This is a genomic window from Nisaea sp. (assembly GCF_040217065.1).
Lineage (GTDB): Bacteria > Pseudomonadota > Alphaproteobacteria > Thalassobaculales > Thalassobaculaceae > Nisaea.
Window position 1 is genome coordinate 390,239 of sequence record NZ_JAVJNX010000010.1, and the last position, 15,737, is coordinate 405,975.

Consider the following 15,737-nt stretch of genomic DNA (forward strand, 5'->3'; position numbering starts at 1 on the left):
CAGATGAAAAATCTCGGCAATATGATGAAACAGGTGCAGCAGATGCAGGAACGCATGCAGGAAATGCAGGCGGAATTGCAGGAGCTGGAGGTCGAGGGCTCCAGCGGGGCCGGCATGGTCACCGTGCGGATGACCGGCAAGGGCGAGATGAAGGGCATCAAGATCGACCCCTCCCTCGTCGATCCGGCCGATACCGAGGTGCTGGAAGACCTGATCATCGCCGCCGCAAACGACGCCAAGGCGAAGGCGGACGAAAAGATGCAGGACGAGATGCAGAAGCTGACCGGCGGGCTGCCCCTGCCGCCGGGCTTCAAGCTGCCGTTCTGATCCGGTAGCGGCCGGCAGGACAGTCTCGCGATGGATGAACTCGACCGCGTCATGCACTATCTGGCGAAGCTGCCGGGCCTCGGCCCGCGTTCGGCCCGCCGGGCCGTGCTGCATCTGTTGCGGAAACGGGAAACCTTGATGCACCCGCTGGCCGAGGCTCTCGGCGCCGCGGCGGAAGCGGTGCGCGACTGTTCGGTCTGCGGCAATCTCGATGCCAGTGACCCCTGCCATATTTGCCGGGAGGAGAACCGCGACGGCTCGGTGATCTGTGTCGTCGAGGATGTCGGCGATGTCTGGGCGCTGGAGCGCGCCGCCGCCTTCACCGGCCGGTACCACGTTCTCGGCGGCCTGCTGTCTGCGCTCGACGGCGTCGGGCCGGACGATCTCAATCTTGACCGTCTGATCGCGCGCGCCGGGGCGCCGGAAGTGAGCGAAGTGATCCTGGCCATGGATGCCACTGTCGACGGGCAGACCACCGCCCATTACATCTCGGACCGGCTGGCCGGTCTCGATGTGTCCATCACCCGCCTGGCGCGCGGCGTCCCGGTCGGCGGAGAGCTGGATTTCCTTGATGACGGAACCCTGACCCAGGCCCTGAAGGCCCGCCGGGCTCTCTAGGATATGGACCAGCGTGCAACGCGCCTGAAGGCGACCGCCATTGGTTTCACCGCAGTGCTGATGTGGGCCGCTCTGGCCCTGTTCACGGCGCTCACCGGCAAGGTGCCGCCCTTCCAGCTTCTGGCCATGTGCTTCACGGTGGCGACCCTGATCGCCTGCGTGTTCTGGCTGGTCCGGGGGGAGAACCCGCTCGCCCATATGCGTCAGAAGCCGATGGTCTGGCTGCTCGGGGTCGGCGGGCTGTTCGGCTACCATTTCTTCTATTTCGTCGCGATCGACAATGCGCCGACGGTCGAGGCCAGCCTGATCGCCTATCTCTGGCCGCTGCTGATCGTTGTCTTCTCGGCCCTGCTGCCGGGGGAGCGGCTGCGCTGGTTCCATCTCGCGGGCGCGCTGCTCGGGCTTGGTGGTGCGGCCCTGCTGGTGACGCGCGGCCAAAGTCTGGAGCTTGATCCGCGCTACAGCCTTGGCTATGGCGCGGCCTGTATCTGCGCCGTCACCTGGTCCGGATATTCCGTCCTGTCCCGCCGTTTCGGTTCCGTTCCGACCGAGGCCGTCGGCGGGTTCTGCGCCGTCGCGGCCCTGCTCGGCCTGCTCTGCCATCTGGCGTTCGAAGAGACGGTCTGGCCGGACGGTGCGATGGAATGGGGTGCGGTCGCCCTGCTCGGGCTCGGCCCGGTGGGCGGCGCGTTCTTTACCTGGGATTACGGGGTGAAGCGCGGCGACATCCAGGCGCTGGGTGCCGCGTCCTATGCGGCGCCCCTGCTGTCGACACTCCTGCTTATCCTGGTCGGGCTGGCGCCCTTCACGGCGGTGGTCGCCCTCGCCTGCCTGCTGATTGTCGGCGGCGCCGTGCTGGCCTCACGGGACATGATCTTCCGGCGGCACGGGCCACACTTGACCATGGAGGAGGAAAAATGATCGGACGCACCGCACTTCATTTCGCCGCCGAAACCGGAGACCCGTCCCGGCTGGTCGGCCGCCAGGTCGCCAATGCCGGTTTCATCTCCGCCTATCTCGCCCATGGCAAGGACGGCGCGGTCCCGGTGCATGCAACACCAGCCGATTTCGAGCATTTCAGGGCGGCGTTTCCGACGGGCCGTGCCCTGACCCATGTGCCGTCGCATCAGCCCCGGAAGCTGGCCGACCATGGCGGGCTGTTCATGCCGGGACCGGCGCTGGTGAAGCGGGCCTGGCATCGCCGCCTGATCGGCCGCGGCCGCTATTCCCTGACCGGTGTCACGCACGCCATGGCTTCGCCGCGCGCCCAGGACGCGGTGCGCGACATGCTGGTGGCGCCGATGGCCAGCTGGGACGCGCTGATCTGTGCGTCCGAGCCGATCCGGGACCTGGTCCGCTCGCTGGCCGACGGCCATGCCGACGCGCTCGGCGATATTGTCGGGCGGAAGCCGGTTTTCCAGCCGCAATTGCCGGTCATTCCCCTCGGGGTCGATGTCGGCAGCCTTTCCGCCATCGATCCGGCAGCAGGCGCGGCCTTTCGCCAGGCGCAGGGGATCGCCGAAGACAGTTTCGTCGCGCTCTTCCTCGGCCGGCTCAGCTATCACACCAAGGCGCATCCGACGCCCTTCTACCGGGCGCTGGAAATGCTGGCGGCCAGGATTGGCCGGCCGGTCACGCTGATCGAGGCGGGCTGGTACTACAATCCGGAAACCGAGGCGGCCTTCGATGCGGCGGCGACAAGCTTTGCGCCGCATGTCCGGGTGGTGAAGGCGGATGCCCGCGATCCGGCGGTGAAAGCCGCCGTGCTGGCCGCATCCGACGTCTTCGTTTCGCTGGCGGATAATGTGCAGGAGAGTTTCGGGCTGACACCGGTCGAGGCGATGGCCGCCGGGCTGCCGACGGTGGTCAGCGACTGGGACGGCTATCGCGATACGGTGGTGCATGGCGAGACCGGTTTCCTGATCCCGACCCTGATTCCGCCGCCCGGTGCGGGCTATGAATATGCCTGGCGTCTGGCGGCCGAGCAGGACGATTACGACGCGCATGTCGGTGTCGTGGCCCAGCATGTGGCCGTGGATATCCCGAAGACGGTCGAGGCTCTCGCCGCCCTTGCGGCCGGGCCGGAGGTGGCAAGGCGCATGGGGGAGGCGGCCCGGAGACGGGCCCTCCAGACCTATGACTGGCCGGTGATCGTGCGCGCCTATGAGGCGCTCTGGCAGGAGCTGGAAGAGCGCCGGGCCTTCCATACCGAAGAGGAGCCAAAACCCAGTCCCCAGGTCGCGGACCCGTTCCGCACCTTCGCGGGATTCGCCAGTGAGAGCATCGGCCAGGGCTTCAAGGTTCAGCCGGTCGACGCGGCGGAAGCGCTGCTGGAGCGCCTGGCAGGAAGTCCGATCAGCGCCATGGACGCGCGCACGCTTGAAGACGGGCGGGCGCTGGTTGCCGCCATGCGCCGGCAGGGGGCCATGGAAATGCAGCAAGCGCTGCCCGAGGCCGCTGTCTCCGAAGCGGCCCGGACCTTCCGGGCGCTGGCCTGGCTGCTGAAGATGGGTGTGGTCGAGCGGGTCTAGCGACGGCGCGGAGTCGGCCGCCAGTCCGGCGGGGCCATTTCGAAGCCGGAAAAATCGAAGGCGGGCGCCACGGTGCAGCCGACCAGCGTCCATTCCCCGAGGCTTTCCGCTGCCTGCCACCAGCCTTCCGGCACCACGATATGCGGCTTCTGACCGGCCAGCACGTCGGGGCCGAGATGATGCGCTTCCGCGTCATGACCGTTCGGTGAAAGGGTCAGGACGAGCGGTGCGCCTGCGTAATGATGCCAGATTTCGGTGGCATCCGTGACCCGGTGCCAGGCGGAGACTTCCCCGACCGGCAGCAGATAATAGATCTGGGTTACCGTACCGCGGCTGCCGTCACCCGGCGCGTCGCGCCAGGTTTCGGCATAGAAGCCGCCCTCGGGATGCGGCTGCATCCCGAGTTTTGCGACGATGGCTTTCCAGTCCGATGTGCTCATGCCCGGCTCATGACGGCGGCTGGGTTTCCTGCATCGACGTGCGTTTGGAGAATTTGGCGTACCAGGCGCCGAGCGCCGGATAGCTCTCGCGCCAGCCGATATCCGGATAGCGGAAGTCGAGATAGCCGCAGGAACAGGCCGCGCCGACGATACCGGCATCGATCCTGTCGCCGAAGGAGGCTGCCATGCCGTCGAGCGCTGTCAGCGCGCCATGGACCTTCTTCACCTGGCCGTCGCTCCAGGCGTCCCACTGCTTGTCCGCCGGACGCATGCCGCGCTCGTAGCGGTTGTTCACGGCGGCATCCATCAGGCCGTCCGCCAGCGCTTCCATGCACAGCACGTCCCAGCGTGCCTCGCCCTCGGCGGGATAGAGGGACTTCGAGGAAACGAGAGAATCGAGATAGGCTGTGATGACGCGGGAATCGAACAGTCCCTTGCCGTTATCCATCACCAGGGTCGGGATCTTGGTGACCGGGTTGCTGGCGGCGAGGTCCGCGTTCTGGTCGATCACCGTGGTCGAGATCTTGACCAGCTCGACCTTGTCCTCAAGCCCGAGCTCCTTGATGAAGACCATGACCTTCCGGACGAAGGGGGATGCCGGTGCATAAAACAGTTTCATTGATGTTCGCTCCCTTGGAAAACCGGCTCAAGCCGGCGCGCCCCGATATGGGGCTTAGAAATTGTCCTTGCGATGCCGCACTTCGGTGAAGACGGCGACCGGATCGGCGCCCGCCATGCCGATGGCGGCGGCCAGCGCCGGATCGTCGGCGCGCAGGAACGGATTCGTCTCCAGCTCGTCGCCCAGCGTTGACGGCACGGTCGGCTTGCCTTCGGACCGCAGCCGGTCGATCTCCGCCGCCTGGGCCTTCAGTCTGGCGTTGCCGCCATCGACCGAAAGCGCGAAGCGGGCGTTCGACTGGGTATATTCATGGCCGCAATAGATCCGGGTCGCCGCCGGCAGGGCGCGCAGTTTTTTCAGCGAATCCCACATCTGCTCCATCGTCCCCTCGAACACCCGGCCGCAGCCGAGCACGAAGAGCGTGTCGCCGGAGAGCAGGATATCCGAGTCGGGGAAGAAGAAGGCGATATGGCCCAGCGTGTGGCCCGGCGTCTCGAAGATTTCCGCCTTGTGCCCGGCAAACTCGAAACTGTCGCCCTCTGCCAGCGTGACATCCATGCCGGATATCCGCGCCGTCTCCGATTTTGGGCCGACCAGGGTGCAGCCATATTTGGCCCGCACCGCCTCGTTGCCCTCGATATGGTCGCCGTGATGATGGGTGTTGATGATGTGGCTCGGCTTCCAGCCGCGTGCCTCAAGCGCCGCGATCACCGGCGCCGCTTCGCCGGGATCGACCACGGCGGTCGCGCCACTGTCCGAATCATGCAGCAGGTAGACGTAATTGTCGGATCTGGCGGGGACCAGCACCACTTCGAGACGTGCCATTGCTTCGCTCCTTGGAATCCGGTGGGGCATCGTGAAAACGCAGGCGGGACCGTAGCATCAACCTTTTGACGCGGCCAAGCGGGCGACTATGATCCCTTCGCGACATGTGAACTGCCGGTATGGAACATGTTCAACGATGCAGTCGATCTCTGGGATTTTTACGGTACGCGCGTCGGGCAGGTAGCCCGGCGGATGATCCGCCGCCGTATCCGTGAGCTATGGCCGAACACCAAGGGCGAGACCGTGCTCGGGCTCGGTTACGCCACGCCGTTCCTGCGTCCGTTCCGGGACGAGGCGGAGCGGGTGATCGCGGTGATGCCCTCGCAACAGGGCGTGTTGCACTGGCCGCGCGAGGGCAAGGGGCTGGTCTGCCTTTCCGACGAGGCCGAGCTGCCGTTGCAGGATGTCTCCGTCGACCGGGTGCTGCTGGTCCATGCGCTGGAATGTACCGAGCAGCTCCGGCCCATGTTGCAGGAGATCTGGCGGGTGCTGGCCGGGAACGGCAAGCTGCTGGTGGTGGTGCCGAACCGGCGTGGCATCTGGGCCCGGCTCGACCGCACCCCCTTCGGACACGGCCATCCCTATTCCCCCTCGCAGCTCTCGCGCCTGCTGAAGGACAATATGTTCGCGCCGTCCCTGACCGCGCATGCGCTGTTCATGCCGCCGTCGAACTCGCCGTTGCTGCTGCGCTCCGCCTCCGCCGTGGAAAAACTCGGCGAGCGCTGGTTCAACCGGTTCTCAGGCGTGGTACTGATCGAGGCAACGAAACAGATCTATGCCCGGCCGAAGGGGCGGGCGGTGAAAATCAGGCAATTGCTGCCGCTGCCGGGCCGCCGTGTGCCGGCCCTGAATACTGCCGGCGGCCATGGCCGCATGGCTGGAAATTTACAGAGAGGGAAACAGACATGATCGTGATCGCCGTGAAACTGGTTGTTGCCGAGACTGATGCCGCCGCTTTCGAGGCCCGGCTGAAGCAACATGCCGCCAACAGCCTGACCCAGGACGGCTGCAAGGGCTTCCTTGTCGCCCGCGACCAGGAAAATCCCGGCGCCTTCCAGCTCTGGGAAACCTACACCGACATGGCGGCGTTCGAGGAACACAAGGCGGCCGATTTCATGGCCGATTTCCGGGAATTCTCGACGCCGCTGATCAAGGACCGGGTGCTGGCGATCTGCGATCAGATTGCCTGACCGGGCGGCATCTTCAGCATAAAGACGGCGGTTGCCCGGGTAACCGCCCGGCTGCGGGTCATGGCCAATTTCCGCCAACCGGTTCTCAGCCTGCTTGAATTCGGCGCCTGCCACGGCTATTGCTAGCCGCCGCGCGCGGAATAACGGCGTGCGGTGCATTTCTTTTTTCCGGGTCCGGCAGGACCCGTTCGGGGTTCGATTGGAAGGCTGGTCCGGTGAGCACGCTTGATGATCTGAGGCGGGAGATCGACGGGATCGACGTGGCTTTGCACGATCTGTTGATGCGCCGTGTCGAGATCGGCAAGCAGGTCGCCGATGCCAAGGGCGGCGATCGCGGTCCCTATTTCCGCCCGGGCCGCGAGGCGCAGATCATCCGCCGCCTTGTCGCGCGGAACGAATCCTACCTGAACATCCCGACCTTGATCCGGTTCTGGCGCGAGATCCTGAGCGCCAACCTGAACATGCAGACCCATGTCCATGCCGCCGTCTACCTGCCGGAAGGCGCCGAGAAGGTCTATGATCTGGCGCGCGACCATTGCGGGATTTCGGCGACGATCGAGCGGATGGACAGCGCGGACGCCGTGCTGGACGCGGTTGCCAATGGCGCCGCCACGCTCGGCGTGCTGCCCGGCTTTCCGATGACGGCCGCCCGATGGTGGCCGCAGCTGTGCTCCGACAGACCCGGTCTGGCGACGCCGCGCATCATTGCGCGGCTTCCTTTTTGCGAGACCGGTGCTGCCGTCGGGGTCAACGGCTTCGCCGGCGATGCCTTCATCGTCGCCGGGCAGGAGCCGGAAGCCTCCGGTGAGGACAAGACCCTGTTCGCCGTGCGCGACGGCGTCGAGATCGCGGGCGAGACGATTGATGCAGGCGACGGCTACCGGCTGATCGAGCAGGACGGGTTCCTGGAGATCCCGGAAGGGCTGGAGCGACATCTGGGCGGCCGCGAAGGCGAGGTGCCCTATTATCGCATCGGCGCTTACGCGGTCCCGGTTCACGCCGGCTGATTTCTCGGCCCGCCGCCGGACCCGGCTTCGATCTCCTTGTACGCTTTTTGAACTGAAAAACTCATGTCTTCGAACAATCAGACATCGTCGATCAAACCGAAATCCTCCATCGCGACCATGGTCAGCTACACGCCGAACCACGGCGGCGCGACCAGGTCCGGACGGGTGATCCGCCTGTCCGCCAACGAAGGCGCCCTCGGCATGAGCCCGAAGGCGCTGGCGGCCATGCACATGGCGGACCCTGACCTGCACCGCTACCCTGCCGTCGCCGCCAGCCGGCTGGCCGAGGCGGTGGCCAAGCGCAACGGCATCGATCCGGCGGGCATCGTTTTCGGCTGCGGTTCCGACGAGCTGATCCAGACCCTCTGCCTCGCCTATCTCGAGCCGGGCGACGAGGCGATCCACACCCAATACGGCTTTCTGGTCTACCCGATGGCGACCCGGATCGCCGGCGGTGTGCCGGTGATGGCGCCGGACGATGACTATACGGTCAGCGTCGATGCCATCCTCGCCGCCGTCAGCGACCGCACCCGCATGGTGTTCCTGGCCAATCCGAACAATCCGACGGGCACCTATATCCCGCAGGATGAGGTGAAACGCCTGCGGGCCGGGCTCAGGGACGATATCCTGCTGGTGATGGACGCCGCCTATTGCGAATACGTAACGAAGAACGATTTCGACAGCGGTATCGAGCTGGTTGAGGCGCACGACAATGTCGTGATGCTGCGGACCTTCTCGAAACTCTACGGCATGGCCGGGTTGCGGCTCGGCTGGGCCTATGCGCCGAAGGACATCGCGGCGACGCTGGAAAGCATCAAGCAGCCGTTCGGCGTGAACTCGCTGGCCATCGCGGCCGGGATCGCCGCGGTCGAGGATCTGGCCTTTCAGGAAGCGGTGGTCGAGAGCAACAACCGCTGGCTGCCCTGGAGCGTGGAGAAGTTCGCCGAGCTCGGTCTTGAGGCGCTGCCGACCGTGACCAACTTCCTGCTGCTGCGTTTCCCGGAAGAAGAGGGGCGCAATGCCGCAGCGGCCCGCGCATTTCTGGCGGACCGGAACATTCTGGTGCGGGAGATGGCGGGCTACGGCGTGCCCGACACGGTCCGGCTGTCCATCGGCACCGGCGAGGAAATGCGCGCCGTGGTCGATGCGCTGGCGGACTTTCTCGGCAAGGAAAGGCCGGCATCATGAGCATGACAGATCTTTCGCAGGACGAGCCTGTCTTCAGGCGGCTGGCGCTGATCGGCGTCGGCAATATCGGCTCTTCCATCGCCCGCGCCGTAAGGCAGGCGGGCAATGGCGCGGCCCATCTCGCGGCCTTCGACCGGGACCCGGCGGTCCGTGCCCGGCTGCTTGAGCTCGGCATCGTCGACAGCGTGCATGAAACAGCCGGCGAGGCCGTGACCGGCGCCGATGGCGCCGTGCTGTGCGCACCGGTCGGCGCCTATGCCGGGATCATGGCGGAGATCGCACCGCACCTGGAGCAGGGCGCGGTCCTGACCGATATCGGGTCGGTGAAAATGGCGGTGGTGCGCGATGTGGCGCCGCTGGTGCCGGAGGGCGTGCATTTCGTGCCCGGCCATCCGGTCGCGGGGACGGAGAAATCCGGGCCCGACGCCGGTTTTGCCGAGCTGTTCCGGGGGCGCTTCTGGCTGCTGACGCCGGAGCAGGGGACCGATCCCGGCGCGATTGCGAAGGTCGAGGCGCTCTGGTCACGGGTCGGCGCCATCGTCGAGGTGATGGACGCGGCCTATCACGACAAGGTGCTGGCCCTGACCTCCCACCTGCCTCATCTGATCGCCTACACCATCGTCGGCACGGCCTTCGATGTGGAGGAACAGGAGCGGCAGGACGTGATCCGGTTCTCCGCCGGCGGTTTCCGGGACTTCACCCGGATTGCCGGCTCGGACCCGACCATGTGGCGCGACATCTTCCTGAACAACAAGGAAGCGGTGCTGGAGATGCTGCAGCGTTTCACCGAGGACCTGACCGCCCTGCAGCGGCAGATCCGCTGGGGCGAGGGCGACAAGCTGTATGAATTCTTCGAGCGCACGCGGGAAGTCCGGCGCAGCGTCGTCGAGGCCCACCAGGAAGGCACCAACCCCTGGGGACCGGCTGCCAATGGCAAGGAGCCGGGCTCAGAGGGCGGGAAACCGGAATAGGGTGAAGGGGCCGGCGCTGACGCGCCCGTCCTGCGCTGCCACAGGCATGCTGACGATGCGGGTTCCGTCCGCACTGCTGTTGCGGCTGAAGGCGCCCAGCACGAGCCGGGCGATTTCCGCCGCGTCCCGTTTCAGGTGACCGGCCCCGACCAGGTCCTCGAGGGCCTCGTCGAAGCCCTTGATCTCCAGCGTGCCGGCGCCCTCCGGCCGCAGCAGCCGGTCCAGCGCGAAGGTCGCGTTCAGTTTCAGCGCCACCGGATCGATCGACAGGGTGAGCCGGTCGATATCGACGGTGCCGCCGGAATCCCGCCACAGCGCGAGATCCGTTGCGCCGGTGCCGGAAAGTGCGCCGCGCAACGTCGCCTCGAGAAACAGGGCGGCATGGTCCGCGTCCGTCCCCAGTTGTCTCAGGGCCGGGGTTTCGACGCGGGCGGCGGTCAGGCTGACAACCGCGGCCGCATCCATGTGGCTGACAATGGCGTCGGCCTGATCCAGCGTCGCCGTCGTCGCGCCGACCCGGGCCGCCTCGCGCGGCCCGGCCGGGTCCCCGTCGCGGGCCGAGACCAGCCGGCCGCCGGCCGCGCTCAGCCGGGCATGTTTCAGAACGCCGGAGCTGTGGAAATAGGCATCGACCCGTGTGTCCGGTGCCGCCGTGAGGGTGACGAGGGTGCCGCGGTCCGGAACCGCCTGGCTTGCCGTCAGGCCGCGTTCCGCCGTCAGCGTCATGTCGAGCGGCGCCCATGGCCTGGCGGACAGCCGGAGCCGCTCGGCCGTCACGGTTTCAACCACGGCGCCCCGGTGGCGCCGGTACAGCGCATCCGGGGCAAGAATGCTCATGGCGAAGGGGAAGCCCTCGAAGCGCAAGTCGCCGAACACGACCTCGTTGCCCCTGGCCCGTTCCGCGGCGGCCCAGTCCTCGATCCGGCCTTCCAGCCAGAAGGCGGCGGCGAACCAGTTGCCGACATAGGTCAGAACCGCCAGGGCCAGCACGAAGGAAAGAACGGTACCGATGCGTCGCGGGCGCTTGTGCGGAGCCGGTGGTGTGGTTATTTCGTTGTGCATCTGGTGCAATCACTTTCCGAGTGTCCCGAAAGATATGACTCCCGAGCGCGGCGATCTATGGGTTTTCGGCTACGGCTCGCTGATGTGGCGGCCGGGTTTCGACTATGTGGCGCGGCTGCCTGTCCGGCTCAACGGATATCACCGCGATTTCTGTGTCTGGTCGCACCGTTATCGCGGCTCCCCGGAGCGGCCCGGGCTGGTGCTCGGCCTGGACCGGGGCGGGTCCTGCCGCGGCATGGCCTACCGGATTGCCCCGGACAAGCGGGACGCGGTGCTGGCCTATCTGCATGAACGCGAAATGGTCACGGGAGTGTACGATCCGCGCATTCTGCCGGTGATCGAGCCCCTGTCCGGCCGCCGCGTCGTGGCCCAGGCCTATGTCGTCGATCGCAGCCACGCGCAATATGCGGCGGGCCTGACACTGGAGCAGCGGGCGGCCCTGGTGATCCAGGGGGTCGGCACGGCCGGGCCGTGCCGGGACTATCTCGCCAACACGGTGGCCCATCTCGATGAGCTTGGCATGCCGGACCGGCGGCTGGGCACTCTGTTGAAGACGGTCGATGCCATGCTGGCGGGCGATCTTGCGGTCCCGCCCGTACCGGCCGGGCCGCCGGCCCACCCGGCCAATCATCCGGGCGCCCGGCCGAAAACGGCGATCTGACCGGAACGCAAACCATCACTCCGGCATCTCGCTCTTGCCGAGAAGCCAGTCCATCACCGCCGCGACGGCCGGGGAATGGGCAGCGGTCTTCCGTGCCAGCAGATGAAAATCCCGCCCGCCATGGAAAGAGCCGTCCGCAACCTCGACCAGACGTCCCGCCAGGAAATCCTGTTCCACCAGAAAACGGCTGGCCAGGGCAATTCCCTGACCGGCCAGCGCTGCGTCGATGCTGAGAGATGTCTGGCTGAAGCTCAGTCTGTTCTTTCCCGCCCAGTCTTTGACCCCGAGCACCTCGCGCAGAAAGGCAGGCCACAGGTCATGTGTGTCCTGCAGCAACGGCAATTCGCTGAAGTCATGCGCCGCGAGCGGCCGGTTTCGCCCCTGCACCAGGGCCGGAGCCGCGATCGCGACAATGGTGCTGCGGAACAGTAACCGGGCGTCGATCGCGGCTCCGAAGGGAGGAAATCCCTGACGAATGGCAAGATCGATACCGTCGCCATGAAAGCTCAGCACGCTGTCGGTTGCGAGAACCCGCAGGTCGATTTCCGGATGGAGGGCGGTCAGGCTCGGCAGGTTCGGTATCAGCCATTTGGCGGCGAAGGTCGGGGTGACGCTGATGGTCACCTTGGAGGGCGTCGGGGCAAGGCGGAGTGTCGCCTCCTGCAGCATGGCAAAGGCGGCGCCGACCTGCTGGTGATAGCCGCGCCCCTCGGCCGTGAAGGCAAGTCCCTTGGAATGCCGGTCGAACAGCTTGAGGCCGAGATGGGCCTCGAGGCCGCGAATATGTTGCGCCACGGCGCCCTGGGACACCCCCAGTTCCTCCGCCGCGGCCCGGAAATTCAGGTGACGTCCGGCGGCGTCGAAGGCTTTCAGCCCGTTGACCGGCGGAAGGTGGATTTTCTCAGCCAATAGATTTTCTGCTTTCACAAGATAGAGGAACTGGCTGGCTCGCGCCGTACTTCCCGCGCATATACTGCTCCAGCAGGTAAATTCCTCGGAGGAAAATCTCAATGGCTGTAGAAAAAATTGCACTGGTCACGGCTGGTGGCAGCGGCATGGGCGCTGATGCAGCGCGCCGGCTGGCGGCGGACGGGTTTCGCGTCGGCATCCTGTCTTCGTCCGGCAAGGGCGAAGCCCTCGGCGAGGAGCTGGGCGGCTTCGGCGTGACCGGCTCGAACCGGTCGGTCGAGGATCTGAAGCGGCTGGTCGATGGCGCCGTCGAGCGCTGGGGGCGGGTCGATGTGCTGGTGAATTCTGCCGGACACGGGCCGAAGGGGCCGGTTCTGGATCTGACGGACGAGGAGTGGCACGACGGGATGGAGGTCTACCTTCTGAATGTCGTTCGCCCGACCCGGCTGGTCACGCCGTTGATGCAGGCGCAGGGCGGCGGCGCGATCATCAATATCTCGACCTTCGCCGCTTTCGAGCCGGACCCGCTGTTCCCGACATCCGGGGTGTTCCGGGCCGGTCTCGCTGCCTTCTCCAAGCTCTACGCGGACCGCTATGCGGCCGACAATATCCGGATGAACAATGTACTTCCGGGTTTCATCGACAGCCTGCCGGAGAAAGAGGATCGAAAGGCGCGCATTCCGCTCGGCCGCTATGGCCGTGCCGAGGAGGTCTCCTCGCTGATTTCCTGGCTGGCCTCGGACGAGGGCGGCTACATGACCGGCCAGAACCTGCGGATCGACGGCGGGGTCACCCGTGCCGTCTGATCAGAAGAGCGGCTGCCGCAATCCAGTTGCGATCTCGAAATAATCCGGATGGTCCGGGGCGATGAAACCGTGCCGGACCAGGAAGTCGATGATCGCCAGGTTGCAATTGTACTTGAACGCGTCCGGGTCGTTCTCGACGATCTGCATGACCTGGCCGATCGGCAGCAACTCGAAGCTCTCGACCTCGCCGTCGAGCGGCTGCGGCACAAAATCCGGATCAAGCTCCAGGTCGTAGGTGTAGAACATGTGACGCCGCAGGCCGGAGGGAATGCCCATCCGGTAGCTGATGGTGCCGGTCGGCCGCGCCGTCGCGGCGATTTCCGGCGGGATGCCGGCTTCCTCGTGGCACTCCTTCAGCAGATTGTCGAATGGGGAGATACCGAGCGGGTGACCGCCCGCGACCATATTGTCCAGCTTGCCGGGATAGGTCGTCTTGTTGCGGGCCCGGCGGGCGACCCACATGAAGGTTCCGTCCACCCGCCGGACAATGCCGTTCAGGTGAAAGCCCCGGTTCAGGATGCCGAATTCGGTGGCGGCGCCCCGGTCCAGCGCTGCCAGGGGCGCACTGTCCGGATGGGCGAGCAGCGGATAGAGCTCGCCCCGGGCAGGGGCCGCGAGACCGGCCGCGCGCAGCCCGTCTGTCGCTTTCGCCAGGGTTTCGCTCAATGCCTCGAAGGAAGCCGGCGCGAGGGTCAGGCCGTCGCCTTTATCCCGGAAGCCAAATTCAGGGAGCCGCTCCGCGACCGCGTGCCGGACATGCCCGATCACCATCCCTGAAATCGACCAGGGACGGTAATCGGCCGGATCATGGGCGTTGCAGAGCTTCAGATAATGCAGATATCCGCTCACCGGCAGACCTTTCCGCCGGCGGGGTGGATCAGGTGTAGAGTTTTTCCGACACCAGGACCGACGTCACGCAGACCATGCCGCGCAGGATGGCCGCGGTATGGTCGCGCTGGGAATCGGTCAGGCCCTGGACCTGCAGGTCGATGGTCAGTTCGTCCCGGCGCCGGCCGCCGAGATCGCTGTGCCACCGTGACGGGATCAGGCCGCGTTTGGCAAACAGTTCGAGAACGCGCGGCATCACCGAGGGATCCGCGACGGCCTGCACGGAAAAACAGGCAGTCACGTCGGTTTCGACGCGGGGTTCGGGAGAATTCGGGAAAACAGACTGGGACGTGACAACGTCTTGCATGACAAAACCGCTCCGGCTTTGGGGGTCGAACAAGGGAAAACAGCAATTGGCCCGGCCCTGTCAGAGGACCGGGTTGCTAATTCGCCCGATAATTCGACCGGCCAGATGCCGGAGAGTGCAGTTCATCATGGCGCTGAAGGTATGGCGCGGCGGCGCCGGCGTCAAGCGCGTGTCAGTTTCTCAAGCGCCTCGTTGAGCTGGCTCATGCGCTGATGGTCGCCAAAAGGGGAATCCGGATGGAACACGAGCGCCAGGCGGCGGTACCGTCCGCGAATGGCCTTCTGGTCCGGAACGGCGGACGGGGCGAAGCCCATGACGTGCAATGCCTCGCTCCGGCTGGTGATTCCCCCGCGCAGGGGTTCGAACGCGAGATCGCCGATAATGCGCTGTAACTGCTCGATATCTTCTTCGAGCCGGGCGCGGGTTGCGCGATCGTCGCCGCGCTTCTTCCGGTCGTCGGCGGATTCGACGCTGATGGTCTTCTCACCGTCCGACATCTTCAGGGCCAGGGCCAGCGCCCGGCGCAGCCGGGCGATGTCGTAGCCGATCGGCAGACGCAGCTGCAGCCGCGGTTTCCGGCGCAGGGTGCGGCCTTTCGACGGCCCGGACTGGAGCCTGACGACCTCACGGTCGCCCGGCGCCGGTTCTCCCGGATCCTCGGTGGCCATGACCGTCTCGTTCGGCACCAGCAGCAGCACGCCGCGCGCCAGATCGGCCACACTGGCGCCCTGTGAATCTGCAAATGCCGTTACACGGTCGCGGAAACCGCTCGAGCAGGGGATGATGTAGGACTGACTCTTTTTGTAATTAATTGAAATAGCATCATTTTTATAATCTGCGGCTGTGTAATTCAGGGCTGAATCGTCAGGCATGAGGAGTCACATATCCTACTACAAATTGGGGTTCACAGGGTTCGAATAGCAAATCTTGGGGGCATTCCGGAAGTGTATTTCGGAAAAAGTGACCGAATCAACTCATAAAAGAGTTACGAAGTGCGGAATCTGTTTCGGTTTCGGTCTGATTCCTTAACGGCAGGTAAATTTTACCGCGGAATTATATGGCATTTTCGTCAAATCGTTTCGCGGCTGTGCTGTGGCGGATTGCCGCCATGCCGGTTCGGCACTGGTCAACCGGATGCCGCCGTTCTATATCCACCGCATGTCTGTTTTCGTAATCATCCTGATGGCCTGTTCGCTGCTGCTCGTGCTTGGCACGCTCTTCGGCGGCCTCGTGTCCATGGCCCGCAGCGGCCCTGGCGCTCCCCGCCGCTCGAACAAGCTGATGCGATATCGTGTGTTATTTCAATTCGTTGCGGTTGTTCTTTTCATGATCGCACTGGCCATCAGCCGCTGACGCGGCAGCGCCACGCAAAATAGTTTCGGGGGCGT

Annotated in this window: 20 protein-coding genes; 12 read left to right on the forward strand and 8 right to left on the reverse strand. The window is 65.5% G+C overall.

Annotated features, from left to right (window positions below):
• Positions 1–3: 3 nt before the first annotated feature.
• The 4 genes from RH950_RS17880 to RH950_RS17895 are packed head-to-tail and all read left to right on the forward strand — an operon-like array spanning position 4 to position 3,476.
• Positions 4–327 (forward strand): YbaB/EbfC family nucleoid-associated protein, encoded by a 324-nt coding sequence (locus RH950_RS17880; RefSeq protein ID WP_028466059.1) that lies wholly within the window; start codon positions 4–6, stop codon positions 325–327.
• A 30-nt stretch (positions 328–357) separates the two neighbouring features.
• On the forward strand, positions 358–945 hold the full coding sequence (gene recR, locus RH950_RS17885; protein ID WP_350059092.1) for a recombination mediator RecR: 588 nt from the start codon (positions 358–360) through the stop codon (positions 943–945).
• Between the two features lie 3 nt (positions 946–948).
• Positions 949–1,866, forward strand: coding sequence for an aromatic amino acid exporter YddG (yddG, locus tag RH950_RS17890; RefSeq protein ID WP_350059093.1), 918 nt, complete (start codon positions 949–951; stop codon positions 1,864–1,866).
• Positions 1,863–3,476 (forward strand): glycosyltransferase family 4 protein, encoded by a 1,614-nt coding sequence (locus RH950_RS17895; RefSeq protein WP_350059094.1) that lies wholly within the window; start codon positions 1,863–1,865, stop codon positions 3,474–3,476. The genes yddG and RH950_RS17895 overlap by 4 nt, the downstream gene beginning before the upstream one ends.
• Here the strand turns inward: RH950_RS17895 and RH950_RS17900 are convergent.
• From RH950_RS17900 to gloB, 3 genes are read right to left on the reverse strand one after another with little or no spacing between them, the layout of a single operon-like run.
• The gene (locus RH950_RS17900) at positions 3,473–3,916 is read right to left on the reverse strand and encodes a cupin domain-containing protein (RefSeq protein ID WP_350059095.1); all 444 of its coding nucleotides are present in this window, start codon (positions 3,914–3,916) and stop codon (positions 3,473–3,475) included. The two genes, RH950_RS17895 and RH950_RS17900, sit on opposite strands and share 4 nt — an antisense overlap.
• 7 nt (positions 3,917–3,923) lie before the next feature.
• Entirely contained in the window at positions 3,924–4,535 is a 612-nt protein-coding gene (locus RH950_RS17905; RefSeq protein WP_350059096.1) for a glutathione S-transferase, read from the reverse strand.
• A gap of 54 nt (positions 4,536–4,589) precedes the next feature.
• A complete protein-coding gene (gloB, locus tag RH950_RS17910) occupies positions 4,590–5,360 on the reverse strand; it encodes a hydroxyacylglutathione hydrolase (protein ID WP_350059097.1) in 771 nt (256 codons plus the stop codon).
• 126 nt (positions 5,361–5,486) lie between these two features.
• Between gloB and RH950_RS17915 the strand changes: the two genes are divergently transcribed.
• The 5 genes from RH950_RS17915 (at position 5,487) to RH950_RS17935 (ending at position 9,716) form a co-directional block, all read left to right on the forward strand.
• The gene (locus RH950_RS17915; RefSeq protein ID WP_350059098.1) at positions 5,487–6,269 is read left to right on the forward strand and encodes a class I SAM-dependent methyltransferase; all 783 of its coding nucleotides are present in this window, start codon (positions 5,487–5,489) and stop codon (positions 6,267–6,269) included.
• Positions 6,266–6,550 (forward strand): putative quinol monooxygenase, encoded by a 285-nt coding sequence (locus RH950_RS17920; RefSeq protein ID WP_350059099.1) that lies wholly within the window; start codon positions 6,266–6,268, stop codon positions 6,548–6,550. Before RH950_RS17915 ends, RH950_RS17920 begins: the two co-directional genes overlap by 4 nt.
• Positions 6,551–6,765: 215 nt before the next feature.
• Positions 6,766–7,557 carry a chorismate mutase gene (locus RH950_RS17925; protein ID WP_350059100.1) on the forward strand — a complete coding sequence of 264 codons (792 nt, stop codon included), beginning with the start codon at positions 6,766–6,768 and terminating at the stop codon, positions 7,555–7,557.
• 63 nt (positions 7,558–7,620) lie between these two features.
• A complete protein-coding gene (gene hisC / locus RH950_RS17930) occupies positions 7,621–8,745 on the forward strand; it encodes a histidinol-phosphate transaminase (RefSeq protein ID WP_350059101.1) in 1,125 nt (374 codons plus the stop codon).
• A gap of 2 nt (positions 8,746–8,747) precedes the next feature.
• Entirely contained in the window at positions 8,748–9,716 is a 969-nt protein-coding gene (locus tag RH950_RS17935) for a prephenate/arogenate dehydrogenase family protein (protein WP_502889812.1), read from the forward strand.
• Here the strand turns inward: RH950_RS17935 and RH950_RS17940 are convergent.
• A complete protein-coding gene (locus RH950_RS17940; RefSeq protein ID WP_350059103.1) occupies positions 9,693–10,778 on the reverse strand; it encodes a DUF2125 domain-containing protein in 1,086 nt (361 codons plus the stop codon). The two genes, RH950_RS17935 and RH950_RS17940, sit on opposite strands and share 24 nt — an antisense overlap.
• Before the next feature lie 34 nt (positions 10,779–10,812).
• Between RH950_RS17940 and RH950_RS17945 the strand changes: the two genes are divergently transcribed.
• Complete coding sequence (locus RH950_RS17945; protein ID WP_350059104.1) at positions 10,813–11,439, forward strand: gamma-glutamylcyclotransferase; 627 nt, start codon at positions 10,813–10,815, stop codon at positions 11,437–11,439.
• Positions 11,440–11,454: 15 nt separating this feature from the next.
• Here the strand turns inward: RH950_RS17945 and RH950_RS17950 are convergent, their stop codons facing one another.
• Positions 11,455–12,348 (reverse strand): LysR substrate-binding domain-containing protein, encoded by an 894-nt coding sequence (locus RH950_RS17950; RefSeq protein ID WP_350059105.1) that lies wholly within the window; start codon positions 12,346–12,348, stop codon positions 11,455–11,457.
• A 101-nt stretch (positions 12,349–12,449) separates the two neighbouring features.
• On the opposite strand from RH950_RS17950, the gene RH950_RS17955 reads away from it, so the two are divergent.
• A complete protein-coding gene (locus RH950_RS17955) occupies positions 12,450–13,154 on the forward strand; it encodes an SDR family oxidoreductase (RefSeq protein WP_350059106.1) in 705 nt (234 codons plus the stop codon).
• Here RH950_RS17955 and RH950_RS17960 read toward each other — a convergent pair whose 3' ends face one another.
• From RH950_RS17960 to RH950_RS17970, 3 genes are all read right to left on the reverse strand, one after another.
• A complete protein-coding gene (locus tag RH950_RS17960; protein WP_350059107.1) occupies positions 13,155–14,003 on the reverse strand; it encodes an NUDIX hydrolase in 849 nt (282 codons plus the stop codon).
• A gap of 28 nt (positions 14,004–14,031) precedes the next feature.
• Positions 14,032–14,349, reverse strand: a complete 318-nt coding sequence (locus RH950_RS17965) for an ACT-like domain-containing protein (RefSeq protein ID WP_350059108.1) — start codon at positions 14,347–14,349, stop codon at positions 14,032–14,034.
• A 161-nt stretch (positions 14,350–14,510) separates the two neighbouring features.
• Complete coding sequence (locus RH950_RS17970) at positions 14,511–15,068, reverse strand: J domain-containing protein (protein ID WP_350059109.1); 558 nt, start codon at positions 15,066–15,068, stop codon at positions 14,511–14,513.
• A gap of 373 nt (positions 15,069–15,441) precedes the next feature.
• Between RH950_RS17970 and RH950_RS17975 the strand changes: the two genes are divergently transcribed.
• Positions 15,442–15,702 (forward strand): twin transmembrane helix small protein, encoded by a 261-nt coding sequence (locus RH950_RS17975; protein ID WP_350059110.1) that lies wholly within the window; start codon positions 15,442–15,444, stop codon positions 15,700–15,702.
• Positions 15,703–15,737: the final 35 nt, after the last annotated feature.

Bases quoted from the DNA above. Each gene is read 5' to 3' on its own strand.
- RH950_RS17880 (WP_028466059.1), top strand. From the start codon at position 4: ATGAAAAATCTCGGCAATATGATGAAACAGGTGCAGCAGATGCAGGAA.
- recR (WP_350059092.1), top strand. From the start codon at position 358: ATGGATGAACTCGACCGCGTCATGCACTATCTGGCGAAGCTGCCGGGC.
- yddG (WP_350059093.1), top strand. From the start codon at position 949: ATGGACCAGCGTGCAACGCGCCTGAAGGCGACCGCCATTGGTTTCACC.
- RH950_RS17895 (WP_350059094.1), top strand. From the start codon at position 1,863: ATGATCGGACGCACCGCACTTCATTTCGCCGCCGAAACCGGAGACCCG.
- RH950_RS17900 (WP_350059095.1), bottom strand. From the start codon at position 3,916: ATGAGCACATCGGACTGGAAAGCCATCGTCGCAAAACTCGGGATGCAG.
- RH950_RS17905 (WP_350059096.1), bottom strand. From the start codon at position 4,535: ATGAAACTGTTTTATGCACCGGCATCCCCCTTCGTCCGGAAGGTCATG.
- gloB (WP_350059097.1), bottom strand. From the start codon at position 5,360: ATGGCACGTCTCGAAGTGGTGCTGGTCCCCGCCAGATCCGACAATTAC.
- RH950_RS17915 (WP_350059098.1), top strand. From the start codon at position 5,487: ATGTTCAACGATGCAGTCGATCTCTGGGATTTTTACGGTACGCGCGTC.
- RH950_RS17920 (WP_350059099.1), top strand. From the start codon at position 6,266: ATGATCGTGATCGCCGTGAAACTGGTTGTTGCCGAGACTGATGCCGCC.
- hisC (WP_350059101.1), top strand. From the start codon at position 7,621: ATGTCTTCGAACAATCAGACATCGTCGATCAAACCGAAATCCTCCATC.
- RH950_RS17935 (WP_502889812.1), top strand. From the start codon at position 8,748: ATGACAGATCTTTCGCAGGACGAGCCTGTCTTCAGGCGGCTGGCGCTG.
- RH950_RS17940 (WP_350059103.1), bottom strand. From the start codon at position 10,778: ATGCACAACGAAATAACCACACCACCGGCTCCGCACAAGCGCCCGCGA.
- RH950_RS17945 (WP_350059104.1), top strand. From the start codon at position 10,813: ATGACTCCCGAGCGCGGCGATCTATGGGTTTTCGGCTACGGCTCGCTG.
- RH950_RS17955 (WP_350059106.1), top strand. From the start codon at position 12,450: ATGGCTGTAGAAAAAATTGCACTGGTCACGGCTGGTGGCAGCGGCATG.
- RH950_RS17965 (WP_350059108.1), bottom strand. From the start codon at position 14,349: ATGCAAGACGTTGTCACGTCCCAGTCTGTTTTCCCGAATTCTCCCGAA.